Source organism: Pseudomonas sp. B21-059, from assembly GCF_026016285.1.
GTDB lineage: Bacteria > Pseudomonadota > Gammaproteobacteria > Pseudomonadales > Pseudomonadaceae > Aquipseudomonas > Aquipseudomonas danubii.
The window spans coordinates 4,754,605-4,777,566 of the sequence record NZ_CP087201.1; the positions used below are offsets into that span (position 1 = coordinate 4,754,605).

General features: G+C 62.9%; 19 protein-coding genes. 12 read left to right on the forward strand and 7 right to left on the reverse strand.

Annotated features, from left to right (window positions below):
• The first annotated feature begins 36 nt into the window (after positions 1-36).
• Complete coding sequence (locus tag LOY69_RS20790) at positions 37-291, forward strand: hypothetical protein (protein WP_110653142.1); 255 nt, start codon at positions 37-39, stop codon at positions 289-291.
• Between the two features lie 41 nt (positions 292-332).
• Here LOY69_RS20790 and glp read toward each other — a convergent pair whose 3' ends face one another.
• Together glp and moaB are read right to left on the reverse strand one after the other, a co-directional pair.
• Positions 333-1,559, reverse strand: a complete 1,227-nt coding sequence (gene glp, locus LOY69_RS20795) for a gephyrin-like molybdotransferase Glp (protein WP_265073543.1) — start codon at positions 1,557-1,559, stop codon at positions 333-335.
• The gene (gene moaB, locus LOY69_RS20800) at positions 1,543-2,082 is read right to left on the reverse strand and encodes a molybdenum cofactor biosynthesis protein B (RefSeq protein WP_102860929.1); all 540 of its coding nucleotides are present in this window, start codon (positions 2,080-2,082) and stop codon (positions 1,543-1,545) included. Before moaB ends, glp begins: the two co-directional genes overlap by 17 nt.
• Positions 2,083-2,366: 284 nt before the next feature.
• Here moaB and LOY69_RS20805 point away from each other — a divergent pair, with 284 nt between their 5' ends.
• Positions 2,367-2,588 carry a YgdI/YgdR family lipoprotein gene (locus tag LOY69_RS20805; protein WP_102880419.1) on the forward strand — a complete coding sequence of 74 codons (222 nt, stop codon included), beginning with the start codon at positions 2,367-2,369 and terminating at the stop codon, positions 2,586-2,588.
• Positions 2,589-2,660: 72 nt separating this feature from the next.
• Here the strand turns inward: LOY69_RS20805 and LOY69_RS20810 are convergent, their stop codons facing one another.
• From LOY69_RS20810 to LOY69_RS20825, 4 genes are all read right to left on the reverse strand, one after another.
• Positions 2,661-3,551: a pseudouridine synthase gene (locus LOY69_RS20810; RefSeq protein WP_265073544.1), complete on the reverse strand. Its 891-nt coding sequence runs from the start codon at positions 3,549-3,551 to the stop codon at positions 2,661-2,663.
• A 78-nt stretch (positions 3,552-3,629) separates the two neighbouring features.
• On the reverse strand, positions 3,630-3,950 hold the full coding sequence (locus tag LOY69_RS20815) for a transcriptional regulator (protein ID WP_102880421.1): 321 nt from the start codon (positions 3,948-3,950) through the stop codon (positions 3,630-3,632).
• A gap of 40 nt (positions 3,951-3,990) precedes the next feature.
• Positions 3,991-4,437 carry a S24 family peptidase gene (locus LOY69_RS20820; RefSeq protein ID WP_102860925.1) on the reverse strand — a complete coding sequence of 149 codons (447 nt, stop codon included), beginning with the start codon at positions 4,435-4,437 and terminating at the stop codon, positions 3,991-3,993.
• Between the two features lie 111 nt (positions 4,438-4,548).
• On the reverse strand, positions 4,549-4,785 hold the full coding sequence (locus LOY69_RS20825; protein ID WP_102860924.1) for a glutaredoxin family protein: 237 nt from the start codon (positions 4,783-4,785) through the stop codon (positions 4,549-4,551).
• A gap of 300 nt (positions 4,786-5,085) precedes the next feature.
• Between LOY69_RS20825 and LOY69_RS20830 the strand changes: the two genes are divergently transcribed.
• Complete coding sequence (locus LOY69_RS20830) at positions 5,086-7,041, forward strand: monovalent cation:proton antiporter family protein (protein WP_265073545.1); 1,956 nt, start codon at positions 5,086-5,088, stop codon at positions 7,039-7,041.
• A gap of 50 nt (positions 7,042-7,091) precedes the next feature.
• On the opposite strand, the gene LOY69_RS20835 is transcribed toward LOY69_RS20830, so the two are convergent.
• A complete protein-coding gene (locus tag LOY69_RS20835; protein WP_265073546.1) occupies positions 7,092-8,300 on the reverse strand; it encodes an ammonium transporter in 1,209 nt (402 codons plus the stop codon).
• 332 nt (positions 8,301-8,632) lie between these two features.
• Between LOY69_RS20835 and LOY69_RS20840 the strand changes: the two genes are divergently transcribed.
• From LOY69_RS20840 to LOY69_RS20880, 9 genes are all read left to right on the forward strand, one after another.
• The gene (locus LOY69_RS20840) at positions 8,633-8,947 is read left to right on the forward strand and encodes a DUF883 family protein (protein ID WP_011062506.1); all 315 of its coding nucleotides are present in this window, start codon (positions 8,633-8,635) and stop codon (positions 8,945-8,947) included.
• Between the two features lies 1 nt (position 8,948).
• Positions 8,949-9,338 (forward strand): phage holin family protein, encoded by a 390-nt coding sequence (locus LOY69_RS20845; RefSeq protein WP_102860922.1) that lies wholly within the window; start codon positions 8,949-8,951, stop codon positions 9,336-9,338.
• Positions 9,335-9,676 carry a hypothetical protein gene (locus LOY69_RS20850; protein WP_102860921.1) on the forward strand — a complete coding sequence of 114 codons (342 nt, stop codon included), beginning with the start codon at positions 9,335-9,337 and terminating at the stop codon, positions 9,674-9,676. The genes LOY69_RS20845 and LOY69_RS20850 overlap by 4 nt, the downstream gene beginning before the upstream one ends.
• A gap of 210 nt (positions 9,677-9,886) precedes the next feature.
• The gene (locus LOY69_RS20855) at positions 9,887-11,050 is read left to right on the forward strand and encodes an EAL domain-containing protein (protein ID WP_102880423.1); all 1,164 of its coding nucleotides are present in this window, start codon (positions 9,887-9,889) and stop codon (positions 11,048-11,050) included.
• A 247-nt stretch (positions 11,051-11,297) separates the two neighbouring features.
• Complete coding sequence (locus LOY69_RS20860) at positions 11,298-12,629, forward strand: deoxyguanosinetriphosphate triphosphohydrolase (protein WP_102860919.1); 1,332 nt, start codon at positions 11,298-11,300, stop codon at positions 12,627-12,629.
• Between the two features lie 765 nt (positions 12,630-13,394).
• Positions 13,395-15,119 carry a ShlB/FhaC/HecB family hemolysin secretion/activation protein gene (locus LOY69_RS20865; protein ID WP_413787132.1) on the forward strand — a complete coding sequence of 575 codons (1,725 nt, stop codon included), beginning with the start codon at positions 13,395-13,397 and terminating at the stop codon, positions 15,117-15,119.
• Between the two features lie 101 nt (positions 15,120-15,220).
• Complete coding sequence (locus LOY69_RS20870; RefSeq protein ID WP_265073547.1) at positions 15,221-20,179, forward strand: hemagglutinin repeat-containing protein; 4,959 nt, start codon at positions 15,221-15,223, stop codon at positions 20,177-20,179.
• 250 nt (positions 20,180-20,429) lie between these two features.
• Entirely contained in the window at positions 20,430-21,056 is a 627-nt protein-coding gene (locus LOY69_RS20875; RefSeq protein WP_102860916.1) for a response regulator transcription factor, read from the forward strand.
• Positions 21,057-21,099: 43 nt separating this feature from the next.
• Complete coding sequence (locus LOY69_RS20880) at positions 21,100-22,824, forward strand: response regulator (RefSeq protein ID WP_265073548.1); 1,725 nt, start codon at positions 21,100-21,102, stop codon at positions 22,822-22,824.
• The last annotated feature ends 138 nt before the right edge of the window (positions 22,825-22,962 follow it).

A 22,962-nucleotide genomic window follows, 5' to 3' on the forward strand; every position in this document is an offset into this window, starting at 1 on the left:
CAGGCGCTGACGCCTCATACAAGGAAGTGCACCGTCATGAACGACAAGGGGTTTTATCCACAAGGGCATTCAACGCTCAATCGCATCAACGACAGCTCCTGGCTGGCGGCTCCTCCACTTCGGGAGTTCGATCTGCCACTCTCGTCAGAAGCACATCCGCCTCATTCCAGGCCGCTATCGATAATCAAGCGCCTGGCCTGGTTGACATTTGCGGCCTCGGTAATGGCAGGGCTGGTGACCTGGGGTTTCCACAGCCGTTTCGGACTGCTGCTGTTATTGCTGCTGCGCTGAAGCAAGGCACGGACCCGGCGCCTAACCGGGCCCGTGGCCGATCAATCCAGCACTTCACTCAAAGGAATGAAATTGACCACGTCACCTTCCTCCAGGGTCCGACCTTCCAGCACCTCTACCAGACCTTCCGCCCAGGCAGCGCTGCGCAGTACGCCAGAGCTCTGATTGCGATAGATGATCGCTCGCCCATTCTCCAGGCGGCCGCGCAAGTATTCGCGACGATTGCCGGGCCGGGGCCAGACAAAGCCTGCCGGCACCTGGAAGCTCAATGGTTGCACCTGCTGCACGCCCTGGCGCCGCAGTAGATAAGGCCGCGCCAGCAGGGCGAAAGTCACCAGGGTCGATGCCGGATTGCCCGGCAGGCCAATCACCGGTACCCCACGAAAATGTCCGAAGGTCAGGGGTTTGCCAGGTTTGATCGCCAGTTTCCACAGGGCCAGCTCACCGGCTTCCCGCAGGGCGATACCGAGAAAGTCCGCCTCCCCCACCGAGACACCACCGGTGGAAAGAATCAGGTCCACATCCCCCAGCTCCGCCAGGCGCTGACGGGTCGCGGGAAGATCGTCGGGAAGGATTCCCGCATCCAGCACCTCACAACCCAGGCGCTTCAACCAACTGCACAGCAGCACTCGATTGCTGTTGTAGATCTGCCCCGGACCAAGAGGCCGACCAGGCTCCACCAGTTCGTCGCCGGTGGACAACACCGCCACACGGACTCGACGCAGCACCTCAAGCTCGGCACATCCCAAGGACGCTGCCAGACCCTGCTCGATGGGCCCCAAGCGCGTACCGGCAGCCAAGACCTGCTCGCCTATGGTGGTTTCCTGGCCCTGGGGACGGATGTTCTGGCCGGCCTTCAAGGGCTCGGTAAAACGTACGCGCTGATCATCCTGAACCTGGGTGTTTTCCTGCATCTCGACGCAATCCGCCCCCGCCGGCACCGGAGCGCCAGTGAAGATCCGCGCACAGGTTCCCGGCTGCAAGGGCTCGGGGGACTGCCCGGCGAAAATCCGCTGGCTGACCGGCAAGGGCTCGCCCTTCCAGTCCTCCACGCGCAAGGCGTATCCATCCATGGCGCTGTTGGGCCAAGGCGGCAGATCCAGGCTGGATACCAGCGCCTCAGCCAGGACCCGGCCCTCAGTGGCTGCCAATGGCAGCCGTTCACGCTCGACAATGGGCGCTGCCTCGGCCATGGCCAACAGGCGCGCCAATGCCTGCTCCACCGGCATCAAGCCCCCCTGCTTGCCCGGCTTACCCACGGGATTCACAAGGCGCCGCCTGTTTCAGGTGAGGGACAAAGTTGCACGGCCGATGCCGCGAATCCAACTGCTCGGCCAGTATTGCGTCCCAGCCGGTACGTACCGCATTGGTGGAGCCCGGCAGGCAGCACACCAGGGTGCCATTGGCCAGCCCGGCCAAGGCACGGGACTGCACAGTGGAAGTACCTATATCCGCCACCGATATCTGCCGGAACAGCTCGCCAAAACCATCGACCTGCTTGTCCAGCAGGCAGGCCACAGCTTCCGGAGTACTGTCACGACCAGTAAAACCGGTGCCGCCGGTGATCAACACCACCTGCACCACGTCATCAGCGATCCAGGTAGCGACCTGGGCGCGGATCTTGTACAGATCGTCCTTGAGCAACACCCGCGCTGCCAGACGATGGCCCGCGGCGCCCAGGCGCTCGACGAAGACCTGGCCGGAGGTATCGGTTTCCAGGGTGCGGGTGTCACTGACGGTCAGCACCGCAATATTCAGGGGAGCAAAAGGTACATCAGCCTTGGCTTTCATAGGCTCGATCCAGAGGTAGGAGACACAGCCCGGTGTTATATCACAGCGCTTTGATCCGGCGCCGCTGCGGGGCCGGCCTTCACCTTGCCCCGGACTGCCAGCACACGCAGTCCAGCCGTCGAGAAAGCCAGACCGCGGACAAACAGGCGCTGTGAGCTAAGCTGCAGCCGCCAACGCCTGCGATCCGCCCGGCAACGTGACAGAATGTCCCTGGCCAAGGAACTTGCAGACGTTGTATACGTCTGAAGACCAGCACTCAAAAGTACTCATTTCGGAGACACACAATGACTCAACGGACCCTCGCCACTCTCATGCTCGCACTGGGCCTGGCCACTCTCGCCGGTTGCGCCTCGCCGACAGTGATCACCCTGAATGACGGTCGCGAAATCCAGGCCGTCGATACCCCTGAATACGACAAGGATTCCGGCTTCTACGAGTTTGAACAGCTGGACGGCAAACAGACTCGCATCAACAAGGATCAGGTTCGTACCGTCAAGGAGCTGTAAGTCCGACGGTGGTTGCTCTGATGTAATAAAACCCGCCTGTTGCGGGTTTTATTGTTTCTGCGAGACGGTTTTTCACCACTGCAGGCTGATACGGCTTTCGAACTCGCGCTCCTGCCCAGTCAGCGGATCGATGAAGCGCAGGCCCTGAGCCAGCAGCTTCAGTGGATTGTCATAGTCATCCTCGGCGTCCTTGAGCACCTCGGGGTAGAACGGGTCATTGCAGATCGCGGCTCCAAGGGCACTCATGTGTACCCGCAACTGATGCTTCTTGCCTGTCACCGGGTACAAGGCATAGCGCCACAGATCGCAGTGCCTTTCCCTGACGTCGATGGCGGTTTCGGTATTGCTCGCCCCCTCGCCTTCCTGCATGCGGAAGAAGGGCTCCCCGTCCACCAATCGGCTTTTGTGCACCAGGGGAAAATTCAGGTGTGGCAAGGCACCGGCAATGGCTTCATAGCGTTTCTCGATCTGCCGGGTAGGGAACAACGCTTGATAGGCCGAGCGGCTGCCGGGATTGGCAGAAAACAGCACCAGCCCTGCCGTATGCCGGTCAATGCGATGCAGGGGCACCAGATTCGGGTTGTCCAGGCGGCGGATAAGGCGACGCAGCAAAGTCTGCTCGACGTACTCGCCCGCAGGGGTGACCGGCAGAAAATGCGGTTTGTCCGCCACCACCAGATGCTCGTCGGCATAGAGGATGGTCTCCTGCACCGGGATCACCTTCTCATCCGGCACCTCACGAAAATAATGAATCCGCAAGCCTTCGCGATAGGCCAGGTCCAGACTGATGGGCTGGCCCTGCCCGTCCAGCACTCGGCCGCGAGCGATACGATCCAGCCATTGTTCACGACTGATGGCCTTGAAGTGATCACACAGGCAATCCAGCACCGTCGGCCAGGAGCCAGGAGGCAGATACAAGGTACTGGCCTGATGCTGTGCAGCGGAAAAGCTCGCGGTGGGCATACAAAAGCTCGAAAGATCAATGCAGGGCGGCATTATCCAACAGCGCCCCTCAGGAACCTAGAAGCAGTTTGCCCGACCTCAGGCACACGAGTGCTTGGCCTGGGCCTCTGCCTCGGTGAACTCCTTGAGCCAGCGCAGCACATCCACAGCCTCCCAGCGACCCGGATCATAGAGGGCATAGAGCAGCCCCTGATAACCCACCACATCCAGCTGCCGGTGGTAACCCGCTCGCTGGAACAGGGCTTCGATCTCGGCAAAGCAGGTATTGAAGTGCAGCTTGTTGAAGGGTGTCTTGCCCTCGGTGACCAAACCATCCAGGCGTAACTCAAGCACCGCCTCACGGAGCACATCGGTGGACATGCTGTTCACGCTGTTTTTCAGTTGTTCGACATTGACCATCATTTATTCCTTTAACCGTTTGAAGCGTCCGCCATATCCATCAGGGCTGCTTGCGTCCCACATAACTGACCACCCACAACACCACGCCCCAGATCTCGATCGAGCCCAGGTCATCCAGCACCAGGGAAGGGATTGAAGGGCGCGCCGCCTTGAGCAAAAGACCGCCACGAGGATCGGGAGCCAGCAGGCGCAGCGAGTATTCATGGGCGCCTTGGGGACGTACCACCAGGTACTGATCCACCACCGGATTGGCTGAGCGATCGACGATCAGCCGGTCCCCGGGGTAGATGCCGAACCCCAGCAGGTTGTCGTCGTCCACCAACAGGCCGTGGATCTGGGGAGACCCCAGACCCAGGGTCCGATCCAGGGAAAAGCCGCTACCGGTGGGCTCATTGGCAACGGCAGCGCAGCCGCTGTCACCCAGTTCCAGAAAACAGGTTGGCAACGGCTGTGAGCGTTCGGTACCGGTCAGGAAAGTGAGAGACATGGCGAGATTCCTCGATAGCTGTATATGCATACAGTAAACCAATCGACAGATCTCGCCAATGAATTCCGACCATGGGCGACAGGCGGAAGCTCCGATGTTGCAAGCCAAGTGTCAGCGCAGGAACGCCACCACCTGCTCGGCGTCGAAAGGCCAGCCGAGCTCGGCGCCATTGTCCACCCGGCGCAACACCGGGATACGCAGGCCATAGCTTTCGAACAGTTCCTGACTCTCGGCGATGTCCACCAGCTCGACCATCAAGCCGTGCTCCACTAGCGGCATCAACTCGGCCTCGGCCAGTTCGCACAGGTGGCAACCAAGGGTGCCGAACAATTGGCATTCAGGGGGCATGACAGGGCAACCGTGTGAAGAACGGGTGCTTATTTTAGGCCCGAGCGCGAAAGCCGTCGACCCGCCTCTGTCCAGATATGCCGAGGCCCCATGCCCCTCTGCGGCCCTGCGCAGAGAATGCTCCGACAGGCGTACAGCACCTCGATAGACACCTTCTGAGCCTGGCCAAGGCTCGCGAATATGCGAAATTCTCAACAAAAAATGACATGAGTCAGAATTATTTACCGCCAACCGGGCGATCCTCGCGGCCTTTTTGCCTCTAGGCTTTGCCCTGCCCGCCCCTTTGTCCGGAGATGCCCGTTGTTTGCCAATCTGCTGATCATTCTCGCTTCATCACTGGTGGTCATTGCGCTGTTCCGGCGCCTGAGCCTGCCACCGGTCCTGGGCTATCTGTCGGTGGGGCTGATGGTCGGGCCCACCGCCCTGGACTGGGTCAATGACAGCGAGGACCTGCCGGACCTGGCGGAACTGGGGGTGGTCTTCCTGCTGTTTTCCCTGGGCCTGGAATTCTCCCTGTCGAAGATGCTCGCCCTGCGCCGCGTGGTGTTTGGCCTGGGCAGCCTGCAAGTGCTGTGCAGTGGCCTGATCCTCGGCGTGCTCCTGGCCTTGTTCGGCATGCCGCTGACCTCGGCGCTGATGCTCGGCACCGGCCTGGCCCTGTCGTCCACCGCCATCGTCAGCAAGGAGCTGACCAGCCTCGGCGAGATCTTCAGCAGCCACGGACAGAATGCCATCGGCGTGCTGCTGTTCCAGGACGTGGTGGCGGTGCTGTTGCTGACCCTAGTGCCGGTCTTCGCCGGCCACAGCGACCAGGCCTGGTACTGGGCCCTGCCTGTCACCCTGGGCAAGACCCTGGTGCTGTTCTTCGGCCTGCTGTTGGCCAGCCGCTGGCTGCTGCCCCGGCTGTTCCACGAAGTCGCCGCCTCCCACTCTGCCGAGCTGTTCGTATTGCTGGCCCTGGTGATTGTGCTGCTGACCGCCTGGCTCACCCACTTGCTGGGCCTGTCGCCGGCCCTGGGGGCCTTCCTTGCCGGCATGCTGCTGGGAGAAAGCCACTACCGGCACCAGATCGAAGCCGATATCCGTCCGTTCCGCGACATTCTCCTGGGGCTGTTCTTCGTCAGCATCGGCATGCTCATCGACCTGCAGCTGTTCATCGACCACAGCCTGTTGATCCTCGGCCTGACCCTGGCCCTGCTACTGATCAAGGGCAGCGTGGTGGCGATCCTGCTCAAGCTGCGCGGCAGCGACGGCGAGACGGCCTGGCGCAGCGGCCTGGCCCTGGCCCAGGGCGGCGAGTTCTGCTTCGCCCTGATGGCGCAGATGCAACTGACCCAGATGATCCCGTCGCACTTGAGTGGCCTGCTGCTGGCCGCCACCTTCAGCTCCATGCTGCTGACCCCACTGTTGCTGCGCGCCGCGCCGGTGATCACCGCGCGTCTGCACCGCAAGCCCAACCAAACCGCGCAATTGGAGGAAATCAGCGCGCAGAACGCCGAACTGCAGGGCCATGTGGTGATCTGCGGCTATGGCCGGGTCGGCCAGTCCATCGGCCGCTTCCTGCGTCACGAGCAACTGCGATTCATCGCCCTGGACGATGATCCGGTGCGGGTCCAGGAGGCCTCGGCGGCAGAGAGCTGCGTGCATTACGGCGATTGCCGCCGTGGCGACCTGCTGGCCGCCGTGGGCCTGGAGCGGGCACGCCTGCTGGTGATTGCCGTGGACAAGACCGACATTGCCCTGACGGTGCTCAAGGCCGCGCGGCGCCTGGATCGCAACGTGCCGATCCTGGTGCGGACCCGGGATGACAGCCAGTTGGCGGAACTCAAGGCCGCCGGCGCCAATGAAGTGGTGCCAGAGCTTTTAGAGTCGAGCCTGATGCTGGCTTCCCACGCCCTGATCATGCTTGGCCTGCCGGAGCAACGGGTACAACGCACCGTGGACGAGGTGCGTCACAGCCGCTATCGCCTGCTGCACGGCTTCTACCATGGGGCGCAAAGCAGCACCCAGGACAATCACGAGCCACCCGCGGTGCAAATGCACGCGGTCAACCTCGACGCCGACGCCCACGCCTGCGACCGACTGCTGCAAGAGCTGGGACTGGAAGCACTGGGCGTGGATGTGCAAGGCGTGCAACGCAATGGCAGCGAACTGCCGCTCAATCCGGCCCCGCGCCTGCGAGCCGGAGACCGGATACTGGTGTCCGGCTCCCAGGCCGCGATCGAGGCCTGCGAAGCACGCCTGCAGGGCGGTTGAGGCCGTCCCGCCCCGGCCCTGAGCAGTTCGCTGCCTGGGCCGGTGGCCCCTCAGTCCTGACTCACCGCACCGATCTTGTGCAGCGACAGGTCGGCGCCGTAATACTCCTGCTCCTGGGTCAGGCGCAGCCCGCAGACGACCTTGATCACGCCATACACGGCGAATCCGCCCAGCAGCGCCACCAGTACCCCAAGGCCGGTGCCAATCAACTGGCTGGCCAGGCTGACACCGCCCAACCCACCCAATGCACTCTGGCCGAAGATCCCGCAGGCAATCCCGCCCCACACACCGCACAGGCCATGCAGCGGCCAGACTCCGAGCACATCGTCGATCTTCCAGCGGCTCTGGGCGGCCATGAAGCACCAGACGAACAAGGCCCCGGCCATCGCCCCGGTGACCAAGGCGCCCACCGGATGCATCAGGTCGGAGCCGGCGCAGATCGCCACCAACCCGGCCAGCGGCCCGTTGTGCAGGAAGCCCGGGTCGTTGCGCCCGACGATCAACGCCGCCACGGTGCCGCCGACCATGGCCATCAGCGAGTTCACCGCCACCAGCCCGCTCACCCCTTGCAGGGTCTGGGCGCTCATCACGTTGAAGCCGAACCAGCCGACAATCAGGATCCACGAGCCCAACGCCAGGAAGGGAATGCTCGACGGCGCGAACGCCACCAACTTGCCGTCGCGGTAACGGCCGTTGCGCGGCCCCAGCAACAGCACCGCCGCCAGCGCCAGCCAGCCGCCCATGGCATGCACCACCACCGACCCGGCAAAATCATGGAAGCCGGCGCCAAAACGCTGCTGCAACCAGGCTTGCACCCCGAAGTTGCCGTTCCACACCAGCCCCTCGAAGAATGGATAGACGAACGCCACAATCAGCACCGTGGCGCACAATTGCGGTACAAAACGCGCACGCTCGGCAATGCCGCCGGAGATAATCGCCGGAATCGCTGCGGCGAAGGTCAGCAGGAAAAAGAACTTCACCAGACCGTAGCCGTGGTCGGCACTGATCACCGCCGCCGGTTGCAGGAAGCTCACGCCGTAGGAGATCCAATAGCCTATAAAGAAATAGGCCAGGGTCGAGACGGCGAAGTCGCTGAGGATTTTCGACAGGGCATTGACCTGGTTCTTCTGCCGGACCGTGCCCACTTCGAGGAAGGCAAAACCGGCGTGCATGGCCAGGACCATGACCGCCCCGATCAGAATGAACAGGGTGTTGGAACCGTGGACCAGGGTGTCCACAGCGCTTTGCAGATTTTCCATGGAGTAGGCAGATCCGAAATCGGCCATCATCTCCCCGGCTTCACGGCCGGCCTTGCACCAAATTGGCTCCGGGACACGCCATCACGCGTAATCGGTGAACCGTTTTGGCGCGCCAGGGGCCGCACGCGAAACCACGGGAAGGAGATTGACCTGAGGTTGTGATTTTTTGGCCAGGGTTTACGCGGGCTGCAGCGCCACCCTTGCTCGTTTTCGGCGCAAGCCTCACGCCTTGCGCACCAGGACAAAGCAAAAGCTGTACCAGACAATTACAGTGAACCTTCACTCGGGGCTCACACTCATAGCTCACACACGCAATCAACGGAGAAACAACCATGGCCAGCAAAACGGCGAAGACGGCTCAAGAAGTACTGATGGCGGATTTTCAGGCACTGGTCAGTGACACGGAGCGTCTGCTGGAACACACCGCGACCCTGGCCGGCGACCAGGCCGATGAACTGCGCGAGCAGATCCACGACAGCCTGCTCAAGGCCCGGGAAACCCTGCAACTGACCGAGGACTCCCTGCGCCAGCGTGGCCAGGCTGCAGTCACGGCTGCTGAAGACTATGTACAGAGCAACCCTTGGCAGTCCGTCGGGATTGCTGCCGGCGTCGGCTTTCTCATCGGCCTGCTGGCGACGCGGCGCTGATATGGCTATCGGCGAATCCACTTCGTCCGGCAGCGGTCCAAGCGCGTCCTCGCGGCGCCTGGGGGCCGCTGTCCTGGGCCTGTTGCACAGCCACGTCGAATTGTTCGGCATCGAGTTACAGGAACAGAAAGCCCGCACCGTCAGCCTGCTGCTGTTCGCCGGCCTGGCCCTGGTGTTTGCCCTGCTGTTGCTGGTGGGGTTATCGGCGCTAGTGCTGATCCTGCTGTGGGACAGCTATCGCCTGGCCGGGATCATCGGCCTGTGCGTGTTCTATACCCTGGCGGCAGTGTTCTGCGGCCTGCGCCTGAAGTCGGCGATCTTTGATGAATCTTCGCCCTTCCACGCCACGCTCGAAGAGCTGGCCAATGATCGGGAGCGCCTGCTGCCATGAAGTTGCCGGACATTCCGCAGAACACCTCACGCCGGGAAATGCGCAAGGTACTGATCCGCCTGCGCATGGAAATGCACCGCCAGGAAATCCGTCACGAGTCCCAGCAATTGCTGCAACCCCTGCAACGGGTTCGCGGCCTTGGGCAAAGCTGGCAGGAAGGCTTTGGCATCAAGCACGCCCCACTCTGGGGCGTGGCGGCGGTGACCCTGCTGGGGTTCATCACCGGCAAGGGTGCCAAGAGCGGCGGCACCAGCAGCCTCACCCGCCTGATACGCCTGGGCACCAGCCTGTTGCCACTGATCAGACTGGCGCTGCAAGGCGCCTCGCGCAAACCCTGAGCGAGCATCGGCAAGCGCCTGCAACAGGCAACGGCTGATCTGGCTGCATTCTTGCTAAGCAACCCGGATCGGCCCCTTTACCAAGGGGTCGACCCAGGGTGGGTGAAAACGCCGTATTGCTGAACACGGCAATGTTCACCCAGCCTGGACGCCTGTCTGTCTACCCGACAGCCACAGCCCCCTACCAACAAGACTCTATAAGGAGGCCCTGTGATCGACGGGCAACCGCTCGCCTGCTTCCAGCCATTCATCGATACCGCTACCGGGCGCATTGCCGGAGTCGAAGCTCTGGGCCGCCTGCGCCAGGGCAATGGGCAACTGGCGTCGGTGGGGCCGCTGTTCGCCGATCCCCGCACCCCTTCCAGCGCCTTGCGCCGTCTTGATCGCCTGGTCCGCGACGATGCTTTGCGCCGCCTGCACGAAGCCCCGGCGGACTGGTTCCTGAGCCTGAACATTTCCCCACGCTGGATCAGTCGATTGCGGCCAGGACAGCCGTTGCCCAGCCTCAAGCAGTTGCAGCAAAACGAGGTCGATCCGCGGCGCATCGTCTTCGAGATCACCGAGCTGGGGGGCAACAGCCAGCGCCTGACCGAGGTGGTGGCGCGCTATCGCCAGGCGGGAGCGCGAATCGCCATCGACGATTTCGGCGCCGGCTACTCGCAACTGGACCGGGTGCTGGCGCTGCAACCGGACATCCTCAAGCTCGACATGCGCCTGTTCCAGGCCGCAGCCCGGGGCGGGCCCAGCAGCGATGTGGTCAAGGCCCTGGCACAGATGGCGGAAAAAACCGGCTGCTGGATCATCGCCGAAGGGGTGGAAACCGAGGCCGAACTGGATTTCGCCCTGGAGTGCGGCTCGCGTTACGTACAGGGCTTCCTGTTTGCCCGGGCCGAGGAACAGCTGTTCGCCAGCGATGCCTTCGTCCAGCCCTTCGCCCGCCTGCGCGAGCGCTATGTGCGGCACAAGCTGGCCGAACGCAACCGCCTGATGCGCATGCGCCTGCAACTGGCAGAGCTGATGAACCTGTTGCAGGCCTGGGCCCAGGCTCAGGCTCCCATCAGCCAACTGCCCGCCGTGGAGGCCTTTCCCTGGCTGCTGCGTTTCTACCAGTGCGACCGCCACGGCACCCAACTGACGCCCAATCTGGAATGGCGCCATAACCGCTGGCAGGCCGACAGCAGCTATGTGGGCCACAACTGGTCCTGGCGCCCGTACTTCTATCACCTGCTGGCCGAAGGCTGGGAGGAGCGCCGCCTGACCCTGTCCAACACCTACCGCGACGCCACCAGCAACCAGTACTGCCTGACTGCCGGCCAGTTCTTCGACAACGGCCAGCGCCTGCTGCTGATCGATATCGACGCCGCCGGCCTGTAGCCCCGTCCCGTTTGCCGGCGAGCGCAGCGAGCGCGGCGACACGATGGGTGCACGGGCTGCGGGCCCTTTCGCCGGCAAGCCGGCTCCTAAAGGTGGGGCGCAGGCCACGCCATTTCCGCGTAGGAGCTGGCTTGCCAGCGAAGGCGTCGGCCCTATAGATGCACCAGCGCAGACCATGCGCCTCTTGCGGCCGCGCTCGGGAACCCGGAAGCTCTGCCCTTCAGTTTTTTTTCGGAGAGACCCCGCCTTGGATTGGCAGACCCTGCTCAACCGCGAACGCCTCGGAAAGCCAGTGCACAGCCCGGAAGAACTCGGCCGTAGCCCTTTCCATAAAGACCATGACCGCATCATCTTCTCCGGCGCCTTCCGCCGCCTGGGGCGCAAGACCCAGGTGCACCCGGTGTCCAGCAACGACCATATCCACACTCGCCTGACCCACTCCCTGGAGGTCAGTTGCGTCGGTCGCTCCCTGGGCATGCGCGTCGGCGAGACCCTGCGCGGCGCCCTGCCCGACTGGTGCGACCCCAGCGACCTGGGGATGATCGTGCAGTCGGCCTGCCTGGCTCACGACATCGGCAACCCGCCCTTCGGCCATTCTGGCGAAGACGCCATCCGCCACTGGTTCCAGCAGGCCGCCGGGCGTGGCTGGCTGGACGCGATGAGCGAGGCTGAACGCCAGGACTTCCTCAATTTCGAAGGCAATGCCCAGGGTTTCCGGGTCCTGACCCAGCTTGAATATCACCAGTTCGATGGCGGCACCCGGCTGACCTACGCCACCCTCGGCACCTACCTCAAGTACCCCTGGACCGCGCGCCACGCCGATTCCCTGGGCTACAAGAAGCACAAGTTCGGCTGCTACCAGAGCGAATTGCCGCTGCTGGAACAGATCGCCCACAAGCTGGGCCTGCCGCAGTTGGAGGAACAGCGCTGGGCCCGGCATCCGCTGGTGTATCTGATGGAAGCGGCGGACGACATCTGCTACGCCCTGATCGACCTGGAAGACGGCCTGGAGATGGACCTTTTGGAGTACGCCGAAGTCGAGTCCCTGCTGTTGGGGCTGGTGGGCGACGACCTGCCGGAAACCTATCGCCAGCTGGGCCCGGGGGATTCGCGCCGGCGCCGCCTGGCGATCCTGCGGGGCAAGGCCATTGAGCACCTGACCAACGCCGCCGCCCGGGCCTTTGTCGAACAGCAGGACGCACTGCTGGCCGGCACCCTGCACGGCGATCTGGTGGAGCACATGCATGGCCCGGCCAAGCGTTGCGTGCTCAATGCCAAGGACGTGGCGCGGCGCAAGATCTTCCAGGACAAGCGCAAGACCCTGCACGAGATCGGCGCCTACACCACCCTGGAAATTCTCCTGAACTCGTTTTGCGGCGCGGCACTGGAGCAGCACGGCGGCAAGACCCCCTCGTTCAAGAACCGGCGGATTCTCGATCTGCTGGGCAATAACGCGCCGGACCCGAACTGGCCGCTGCATACCTCGTTCCTGCGCATGATCGATTTCATCGCCGGCATGACCGACAGCTACGCCAGTGAAATGGCCCGGGAAATGACCGGACGCTCAAGTCCGCAATGACCCTCGCTCATCAAGTGCCTGGCCGCTGCGCCAGGCACTTGATATGACCTGCAACATCCAATCGACAACTAAGGGATTCCCCTAGCCAGGCCGCCGCAACAGCAGCCGACAAACTCCGGATATACGCCAGTACAAGGGGAAAAACACTCGGCGCTACGGGCATTTCATTCAAGAGCCCGACTCTAAGGCATTCCCCGACCAACATGACTTCAATTAACGAACAACACGACTAGAGCAACTACTCAGGTAGAAAGAGCAACTAGCCGTAAACACTTGGTGTGCGGGGCGCAGATATTGCGCTGCTTTCACAAATTCGAACACCTGTTCTTGATTCAACCAAACATCCTACCTTTGCAGATTCTCACGAATTCCCTGAACCCCTTGCCAATCAAGGCCGCCAGGAATTTTTGTTAGCCTTCTATGCATTTACAATTTACGTACAAATCGAGTTTTTAGTTTCGGATAGTCTCGATTTCAACAAGATATTTCCCCGCTGACCGCCCTCGGAAAAATTAATTTCACACTGCGCTGTAACGTTTGCACTGCAACTCACTCAACCCTTTTGTCATACCTGATTTTAGATTGAAGCACCCGGCTCTCACTCAGGAATTGTCACTCGCGAGCACTTGAACATAGGCCACCGATATAGCAATCGACGGCACCTCATATTCATCGTGCAGAACTTAAAGCGACGTCACTAGTTGAGCCTCAACGATCGGCTTTTCTGTTGTTCGTCACTTGGTCTTTTTACAGTAAGGATGCCAAGTGCCCTATTCATCACGCACCGACCGCTCCCTTCTTGCCCACTCCGGCAGCTGGTGCCTGGGACTGGTACTGGGTCTGAGTTGCCTGGCCCCGGCCTTGGCCGACGATCTGCAACCGGGTCAGGAAGCCCTGCGCCTGCAGCAGCAACAGCAACGGGACCTGCAACAGTTGCAACTGGAGCAGCGCCAGCGGCAGATGCAGCGCGGCAGCTTCAGCAGCACCCCGGCCACGCCCAACCTGCCGGAGCAGACCGCCAGCGACAGCCGCTGCTGGCCCTTAAGCGGCACCCGCATCGGCGGCGTCAGCCTGTTCAGCAAAACCCGGCTCAATGACGCCATCAAGCCGTACGTGGCGCCGTGCATGGGGGTCAACCAGATCAACCAACTGCTGGCCGCCATCACCCGTCTCTACGTCGAGGCCGGCTACATCGCCAGCCGCCCCTACCTGGCCAGCACTCCGGCCGCCGGCCACAGCCTGGATATCCTGGTGGAAGAAGGCTACGTCGAAGCCATCGAACTGGCCGACCAGAGCCTGCCGGTGTCCCTGGGTGGGGCCTTCCCCGGCATGCTCGGCAAGCCCCTGAACCTGCGAGACCTGGAGCAGGGCCTGGATCAACTGAACCGCCTGCGCTCCCTGGACCTGACCGCCGATATCGCCCCGGGCAGCCAGCCCGGCGCCTCGCGGATCATCCTGCGTTCGCGCAGCAGCGCCGCACGCTGGGGCCTCGGCCTGGGTGTGGATAACCTCGGCAGCGCCGGCACCGGCCGCGACCGGCAGTCGATCAACCTCAATCTCGACAGCCCGTTGCAGATCAACGACGCGCTGAACCTGAACTACAGCGACACCCTCAACCACGGCCCGCGCTACAGCCGCAGCAGCAGCCTGTTCTACTCTGTGCCCTACGGTTACTGGACCTACAGCCTGTTCGCCAGCCACGCCGAATACCGCGCCCCGCTGAAGCTGGCCCGCACCACCCTGTACAACAGCGGCCGCACCGACATGGTCAGCGGCCGCGCCGACCGGGTGCTGTGGCGCGACCAGAGCCACCAGCTCAGCGCCAACCTGCAACTGGCCTACAAGGACGTGGACAGCTACCTGCAAAAAGCCCACCTGCAGATCCAGAGCCCGACCCTGACCGTGGCCGAGGCCGGGCTCAACCTGTTCTGGCTCAACAGCGCGGTATGGAACCTGGATGTCAATTACGCTCAGGGCCTGACCTGGTTCGGCGCCGACCGTGACTCGCAGCAGGTGCAACGCAACCTGCCCCAGGCGCAGTTCCGCAAGTACCGCGCCGGCCTCAGCCAGTGGCGCAACGGCCAGTGGGGCAACCAGCGCTGGCAGTGGCAGAGTCAACTCTCGGCCCAATACAGCCCGGACCCGCTGCCGGCCATCGAACAACTGCTGGGCACCGATGACTCGGCCGTGCGCGGCTACCGCATCAACAGTGCCTCCGGCGCCATCGGCGCGGTGTGGCGCAACACGCTGCGTCTGCCGCTCAACAGCGACCTGCCGGTCAAGATCACCCCACGCCTGGGCCTGGACAACGGCTGGATCAAGGCCGAGCACGGCGCCCAGAGCCGCCATCTCGGCGGTGCCAGCCTGGGCCTCAACCTGGCCTGGAAAAACCTCCAGATCGACCTGGATTACCAACGCAGCCTCAGCAACCCAGAGGGCTTTCGCACGGAACCGGAAGTCTGGCTGGCCAGGTTCAGCCTGCAGATTTGATCAACCGCCGATTAGCCTGAAACACCCGATGAACCTGAGCACAACGCGCCGTTGCACCCAAGAAAGCAACGCCCGGCTCACCCACTCAGCACGAGGTTCTCATGCCTGACAACACTCATAGATTCAACCTTTCACCCCAGGGCACATTGCGCTGGACCATCGCCGGCCTGCTGCTGGTGTCCCATCTGCCCCTGGCCCTGGCCGGCGGAATCACCGTGGTCGAAGGCCCCGGCGGCACCCCGCAACTGCAAAACCAGGGCGGCGTGCCCATCGTCAACATCGTCGCGCCCAATGCCGGTGGCCTGTCCCATAACCAGTTCCTGGACTACAACGTCGGGCAACAAGGCGTGGTCTTGAACAACGCCCTGCAGGCCGGACAGTCGCAACTGGCCGGACAACTGGCGGCCAACGCGCAACTCCAAGGCCAGGCGGCCAGCGTGATCCTCAACGAGGTGATCAGCCGCAACGCCTCACAACTCAATGGCGCCCAGGAAATCTTCGGCCGCGCCGCCGACTTCGTGCTGGCCAACCCCAACGGCATCTCGGTCAATGGCGGCAGCTTCATCAACACCCCCAATGCCAGCCTGGTGGTGGGTCGCCCGGAACTCCAGGACGGCAAGCTGCAGGGGCTCAACACCCAGGACGCTCGGGGCCAGTTGGATATCCACGGCGGCGGTCTGCGCAATGCCGAAGGCTCGATCAACCTGATCGCCCCACGCATCGACAGCAAGGGCAGCCTCGCCGCCCGGGACCAGTTGAACGTGACCGTGGGCCGCAATCAGCTCGACTACCCCAGCGGCAAGGTGCTGAAGGTCGACCCGAGCAGCCACACCCAGGACCAGCGCATCGATGCCAGCCTGTTCGGCGCCATGCAGGCCGGGCGGATCAACATCGTCAGCACCGCTGAAGGTGCCGGAGTCCGGGTGGGCGCCGTCCAGGTGGATGGCCGCGACGGAGTCAAGCTGAGCTCCGCCGGTGATCTGGACATCCGCGGCGAGGCCGTGGCCAACAGCCTCGACGCCACGCGCGCCGGTGTTCGCAGCCAGGGTGATATCGAACTCCACGGTGCCAAGGACCTGACCCTGGCCGCCACCGACGTCAGCGGCCGCAACGTCAAGCTCGATGCCGGGCGCAACCTGACCCTGAGCAGTATCGAAAGCCGCAAGCTCCAGGAAAAACGCCAGCAGTGGGACAAGAGCACCATCGGCATCACCTGGGAGACCTACGACGCTACCCAGACCGATAGCGAAACACGCCAGCACGGTAACAAGGTGCTGGCCCAGCATGACGCCGAGCTGAAATCCGGCGCCAATACCCAGATCCAGGGCAGCAGCGTCGAAGCCGGTCATAACCTCAGCGCCCGCAGCGGCGGCGACCTGCAACTGACTGCCGCCACCGAAACCCAGACCCAGCGCGACCAGGGCAAGCACCGCAAGCACCTGTGGAAGGAAAACTGGGACAACGCCAGCAGCCAGCAGCGCAGCGTCACCAGCCAGCTCAAGAGCGGCAAGCAACTGCAACTCGACAGCCAGCAGAATCTGCGCCTTGAGGGCGCCGAACTGCACAGCCAGGGCGACATCCAACTGGCCGCCAAGGACGTCGACATCAACAGCGCCAGCCGCCGGCAGAGCCAGAGCAACCAGCATTACTCCGGTGACCTGGTGGGCGGTGGTTTCTTCGGCAAGAACGCCGACGGGGACCAGGGCAAGACCGAGAACCAGGGCAGCAAGGTCATCGCCGACGGCAAGCTGATCGTGCGCGCCGACAGCGTACGCATCAGCGGCAGCCAGGCCCGGGGCGGCACCCAGGCCAGCGTTATCAGCGACAAGGGTTCATTGACCATCGACGGCGTGCAGGACACCTCCCACCGCAACAGCCACAGCAAGGACAGCAAGTTCTTCGGCATCACCAAGGATGAGAGCCGTCAGCAGCACAAGGACAGCACCACCGTCAGCAGCCAGGTGCGCTCGGACAGCAACCTCAAGTTGCAAAGTGCCGAGGACCTGACCATCAGCGGTTCCCAGGTGGCCGCTGCGGGAGCACTGGACGCCAGCGCCAAGGGCACCGTTAAGGTCGCGGCCGCTGCAGACACCCAGCACGACAGCAGCAGCACCCAGAAGCGCGGCTTCGACGCCTACGCCAAGGAAAACGCCCCGGGCACCGGCCAGTACCGGGCCGGGGTGCGTTATCAGGATGAGCAGCGCAACGACAGCAGCGACAGCACCCGGCAACAGGCCTCCAGCCTCACTGGCGGCACCCTGGCGGTCACTGCCGGCGGGGACCTCAAGGTGCAAGGCAGCGACCTTGCGGCCACGGCCGGCGATGCCAGCCTGAGCGGCAAGAATGTGCAGTTGCTGGCTGCGGACAACAAAACCCAGAAGCACAGCGACAGCACCACCACCGGTGGCGGCTTCTACTACACCGGCGGCCTGGACCGCGCCGGCAATGGCCTGGAAGTGGCCCACACCAGCAGCCAGGACAGCAGCAGCAAGAGCACTGCCCAGACCAGCAACATCGCTGCCAGCGGCAACCTGACCATCAATGCCGGCAACCGCCTCACCACCGAAGGCGCCCAGGTCAAGGCCGGCGGTGCATTGCAGGTCAATGCAGCCGAGATCGACAACCAGGCCGCGCACAACCACGAAAGCAGCAGCCACAAGGAGAACAACTGGGCGGTGGATGTCGGCGCCAACGTCGAATACAAGGGCGTCACCCGCCCCATCGAAAAAGCCATCCAGGGCGTGGCCCAGCGCAAGTTCCACCAGCCTGGGGTACTCGATGCCCTGGAACAGCCCAATGTCGGGCTCGATGTGGATGTCAGCCACCAGAACCGCCAACGCAGCGAAAACGCCAGCACCGCCGTGGTCAGCCAGCTGAGCGGCGCCCAGGTCGCGGTCAAGGCCGATGGGCAACTCAAGGACCAGGGCACCCAGTACCGCGCCACCGACGGCGCCGTGCAGATCAGCGCCGGCAGCCTGGTGGCCAGTGCCGCCAGCGATACCCACAGCAGCAGCGAACAGGCCGTGGACGCCAAGGCCGGCGTACGGGTCTACACCAACACCGGTGAAGACCTGAACATCCGTGGCAGCGGTGCCGGTGGCAGCAGCAACGTCACCAGCAGCTCCGAGAAGGCCCAGGTCGGCAGCTACGCCGGCAGCCAGGGCGTGGACATCAAGGTCGGTGGCGATGCCAGCTTCGAAGGCAGCCAGTTCAATGGCGGTCTGGGCGGCGTCAACATCAAGACCGACGGCAAGCTGGCACTCAATCAGGCCAATGACCGCCAGAGCAGCAGCAACTCCAGCCTGCGCGGCGATGCCTCCCTGACCCTGGGCACCACTCCGGGTAGCAGCGGCACCAACCTCAACGTCGGCGCCGGATTGCAACTGGATCACAAGAGCCTCGAGCAGCAGGACAGCCAGGCGCGGGTTGCCAGCATCCAGGGCCAGGGGCCGGTCAACCTCAAGAGTGCAAGCGACCTGACGCTGCAAGGCACACAGATCGGCAACGCCGCGCGGCCGGCCGGCGACATCACCCTGGACGCCGGCGGCAAGCTCGACCTGCAAGCCGCGGTGGACACCCACCACAGCCAGGGCAGCAACCTCGGTGGCGGCCTCACGGCCGGTGGCAGCAAGACCAGCAGCGAGCAAAGCAGCGGCAAGAGCGTCAACCTCAGCGCCAACTTCAACATCGGCCGGGTCAATGAAAACGACCAGAGCCAGCGCGGCGCCCAGCTCTACAGCCAGGGCCAGGTGCGACTGGGCAGCGCAGCCGAGGGCGACAGCGCCATTCACCTGCAGGGCACGCGCATCGACGCCGCCAAGGTGGTGCTGGATGCGGCCCAGGGCGGCATCTACCAGGAGTCGGCGCAATCCACCCAGGCCCACAACAACTGGGGCCTGACCCTGGGCGCCGGTGGCAGCATGGGCAAGACCACCCTGGCCGACGCCAGTGAGCACGACACGCCGAAAGTCGATCGCGGGATCAATGCCCGGGTCAAGATCGACGTCGATCAGCGCCAGAACACGACTCAGCACAACAGCCTGATCAAGGCCGATCAGGTGACCCTCAACAGTGCCGGCAACGTGCATCTGGCCGGCGCCAACATCGACGCGCAAAGGCTCGACGGGGCCATAGGTGGCGACCTCAACATCGAAAGCCGTCAGGACCGGCTGCGTAACACCCAGGTCAATATCGACGCCAAGCTGGAAGTGGCGAAGAACCAGCCGGGGCTGGTGGACAAGCTGGCCAAGCCGGCCGGTCCGCTCAAGGACGACCTGAAGGCCAAGGCCGAGAAAGGTTTCGACAAACACCGCGAGAAGCTGGAAAACGCCGTCGACAAAGGGGTGGAAAAGGTCAGCTCGGCCAAGGACAGCGTGGTCGCCAAGGCCAGCGAAGCCAAGGAACGCCTGGGGGAGAAACTCAGCCGCAGCGGCAGCTACGACGTCAACCCTGAACCACGCGGCGCCATTGGCAACGGCGTGGACAAGGCCAAGCACTACCTGGCCGACAAGGCCGACGCCGTGGGCAATCGTCTCTCCAGCCTGAAAGAGCGCTTCTGGCCAAAAACCAGCGACAGCTATTCGGTCAGCGAGAAGAACACCGCCGGCAGCAAAGTGGCCAATACTGCTGAAGGCGTGCTGTTTGGCGACAAGAGCGGTAAGACCTCCTATACCCCGACCTTGAACCTGAACGTCAGCCACGAGAGCAAGAACCGCGTGGAACAGGCCTCGGGGATCAGTACCCAGCAGGGCGTCAACCTGCGGGTCGGCGGTGAAACCAATCTTACCGGTGCACGCATCGGGGCCAGCGAGGGCCGCGTCGAGCTGGGTGGATCCAAGGTCAACAGAACCGACCTGGCCGGCTCGGAACTGCGCGTGGACGTCGGCGCCAACCTGTCCAAGTCACCGGTCAACATTGCCACCGGCAGCGTGGCCGAATTGACCCGCAAACAGGATGACGCCACCCAGAAGGACCAGTTGTTCAACCTCGGCCCGCTGCGTGTCGGCGCCCACAGTGACAGCCAGCTGCTGCAAGCCGGTATCGATAAGAAAACACCATGAGGCTCAGGCCGCCCTCCTCCCGGGGGGCGGCCTGCGATGGCATTCGCCAGCCGACTTTTTACCGCTGTACCCGGCAGCCCGATGCAGGTCAATCCCGCTTTAACTTCCCTTCTATGCCAACTGGCTGTAATACCTCCCCTTATTCGCTGTAGGACCCGTCTTAGATTGGGTTTTTCCACACTTTCACAGCTACTTCCATTCCATCAGCTGGGCTACTGTTCGAACTTCCATTTATCGGTAGGAGACCAGTATGGGCACAGTACTTATCGTTGATGATCACCCTGTCATACGCATGGCCATTCGTATTCTGCTGGAACACGAGGGTTATAGAGTCTTCGGGGAAACCGATAATGGAGTCGATGCCTTGCAAATGGTTCGTGAAGGCGAACCGGACCTGGTCATACTCGATATCTGCATCCCAAAACTCGACGGACTGGAGCTGCTGGAGCGCTTGAGCAACATGCCCAGGCCCTTGCGAATCCTGGTCCTCACCGCCCAGTCGGCGGCCTTGTTCGCCAATCGCTGCATGCGCGCCGGGGCCAGCGGCTATGTCTGCAAACAGGAAGACCTGAGTGAATTACTCAGCGCCATCAAGGCCATCTGCAGTGGCTACAACTACTTTCCCAGCCAGGCGCTGCAAGTTGATCGAAGTGCTCTTGGTGAAACTTTGGAGTTGGCGCAATTCAACTCGCTGAATGATCGGGAGTTAATGGTTCTGAAGCTTTTTGCAATGGGCCAAACCAATAAGGAAATTGCCACGGGCATGTTTCTCAGCAACAAGACTGTCAGTACTTACAAGAAGCGCATCATGCAAAAACTCGCCACCACCTCCATGAATGAACTGGTGGACATGGCCAAGCGCAATGAACTGATATGAAGCGCCAGCTCCTCATGCCCTGGCCCCGTCGAGCGCCGCGGCGATGATCGAGGCCCTGCTCTCGCCATCCGGCGTTATCACGCTGCTGGTCCTGCTGCTGGCGTCATGGCTGAACCAGGCCCGACTCTACCGACAACGGCACAGTCTTCGGCAGCAATCCGGGAGGCTGGAACAGTCAGTGGCAGCACTGGAAACCGGCAAGCGCCAAGCCGAAGAAGCCAACCGGTGCAAAATCCAGTTCCTGGGCTGCATGAGCCATGAAATCCGTACTCCGCTGAACGCCTTCATCGGCCTGCTGGAACTGATCCTGCAACGAAACAGGGACCATCCACAAAACCACGCCTCCCTGGAACTGGCCCTAGGCGCCGCCAGGGATTTGCGCGAGTTGCTCGGAGACCTGCTGGACATCAGCCGGCTTGAATCCGGCCACCTGCAACTGAACCCGACTTGGAGCAGCCTGCGGGGCAGCGTCGATGGGGTGATGGGGGTGTTCCAGGCGTTGGCCCGGCAGAAGAACCTGGACCTCAGCCTTGAGTTCAAGGCCCCTGAGCCAGAGCCCCTGGTGCTGATCGACACCCTGCGTTTCAAGCAGGTGCTGGCAAATCTGCTGAGCAATGCAATCAAGTTCACCCACCAGGGTACGGTCCTGGTCAGATTGCAACTGCAACCCACGATGCATGAGGGGCACTACAAGCTGCTACTGCAGGTGCTGGACACCGGCATAGGCATTCCCCGGGAGGAGCGGCAACGGCTGCTGCAACCCTTTGCCCAGGTTGACCCGCACAGCCAGTCGCCACGGGACAGTACCGGGCTCGGGCTGCCCATCAGCCATCAGTTGTGCCAGCAGATGGGGGGCAAGCTGAGCCTGCACGGGCGCCGCGGCCCCGGTAGCGAAGTCCGGGTGGAGTTGCCCCTGGCCGCGCGGGAGGGGGCAGCCCGGGCCAGTCCGGCCCCTGTACCCCAGGCCACCCGCCTGCCTCTGGACATCCTGCTGGCGGACGACCACCGCGCCAGCCTGACACTGCTGCAGGAACAACTGGAGTACCTCGGGCACCGGGTCACCTGCGTGGTGGATGGAGTGCAGGCTTACGAGCAATGGCAAGAAGGCGATTTCGACTTGCTGATCGTCGATTGCAACATGCCCTTGATGAACGGCTATCAACTGGCCGAGACCATCCGTCGACATGAAGCGCTGCAGCAACGGCCGCCGGTGACACTCCTCGGTTGCAGCGCCAGCGACGATACCCAGACGATCCAGCGCTGCATGAATGCCGGCATGCACGACTGCCTGCTCAAACCCCTGGATCTGAACCTGCTGAGCCAGACACTGGAGACACTCAAGGCGCTGCCCAGGGCGGACAGTTTCAGCATATCGACCCTGCGCACCCTGACCCGCAACCAGCCACTGCTTGCCCTGCGCATGCTCAAGACGCTCCTGCAGTGCTGTCGCGAGGACCGCCTCGCCCTGGGACTGATTCCGACCGGCGATTCCCAAGCGCTGGCAGCCTTGGCACACAAGATCAAGGGCTCGGCGAAAATGCTCGGCGCTACCTCTTTGCTGGCCTGTTGCGAAGCCCTGGAGCGGGTCTGCCAGGACAATGCCGGGATCGAGGCCTGTAGCGCCGCAAGCAACGCCCTGGACCGGGCCCTGCTGCGCTTTACCCAATCCCTGCTGCAGCATCTGGACCAGCACCGGCAACGGACGCCGGCTGCCACCTGCCCCGCCGTGGCCCCGGAGGCTTCTTGGAACCTTGCTGATCACCGATGATCAAGCCTCTTGCCAGGCATATATCAAAAGGCCAGTATTTCAGCGCAGTAATCCACCTCTATGGGGTCCGTGCCCATGGACTTCCCGACATCCTCAATCCCCAGGCAAAGCCAAGGCAGAGAATACCGGCCTTAACTA

Bases quoted from the DNA above. Each gene is read 5' to 3' on its own strand.
- LOY69_RS20825 (WP_102860924.1), bottom strand. From the start codon at position 4,785: ATGCCCCCTGAATGCCAATTGTTCGGCACCCTTGGTTGCCACCTGTGC.
- LOY69_RS20850 (WP_102860921.1), top strand. From the start codon at position 9,335: ATGAAGTTGCCGGACATTCCGCAGAACACCTCACGCCGGGAAATGCGC.
- LOY69_RS20815 (WP_102880421.1), bottom strand. From the start codon at position 3,950: ATGGTCAATGTCGAACAACTGAAAAACAGCGTGAACAGCATGTCCACC.
- moaB (WP_102860929.1), bottom strand. From the start codon at position 2,082: ATGAAAGCCAAGGCTGATGTACCTTTTGCTCCCCTGAATATTGCGGTG.
- LOY69_RS20835 (WP_265073546.1), bottom strand. From the start codon at position 8,300: ATGGAAAATCTGCAAAGCGCTGTGGACACCCTGGTCCACGGTTCCAAC.
- LOY69_RS20790 (WP_110653142.1), top strand. From the start codon at position 37: ATGAACGACAAGGGGTTTTATCCACAAGGGCATTCAACGCTCAATCGC.
- LOY69_RS20820 (WP_102860925.1), bottom strand. From the start codon at position 4,437: ATGTCTCTCACTTTCCTGACCGGTACCGAACGCTCACAGCCGTTGCCA.
- LOY69_RS20845 (WP_102860922.1), top strand. From the start codon at position 8,949: ATGGCTATCGGCGAATCCACTTCGTCCGGCAGCGGTCCAAGCGCGTCC.
- LOY69_RS20875 (WP_102860916.1), top strand. From the start codon at position 20,430: ATGGGCACAGTACTTATCGTTGATGATCACCCTGTCATACGCATGGCC.
- LOY69_RS20870 (WP_265073547.1), top strand. From the start codon at position 15,221: ATGCCTGACAACACTCATAGATTCAACCTTTCACCCCAGGGCACATTG.
- LOY69_RS20840 (WP_011062506.1), top strand. From the start codon at position 8,633: ATGGCCAGCAAAACGGCGAAGACGGCTCAAGAAGTACTGATGGCGGAT.
- LOY69_RS20805 (WP_102880419.1), top strand. From the start codon at position 2,367: ATGACTCAACGGACCCTCGCCACTCTCATGCTCGCACTGGGCCTGGCC.
- LOY69_RS20880 (WP_265073548.1), top strand. From the start codon at position 21,100: ATGATCGAGGCCCTGCTCTCGCCATCCGGCGTTATCACGCTGCTGGTC.
- LOY69_RS20810 (WP_265073544.1), bottom strand. From the start codon at position 3,551: ATGCCCACCGCGAGCTTTTCCGCTGCACAGCATCAGGCCAGTACCTTG.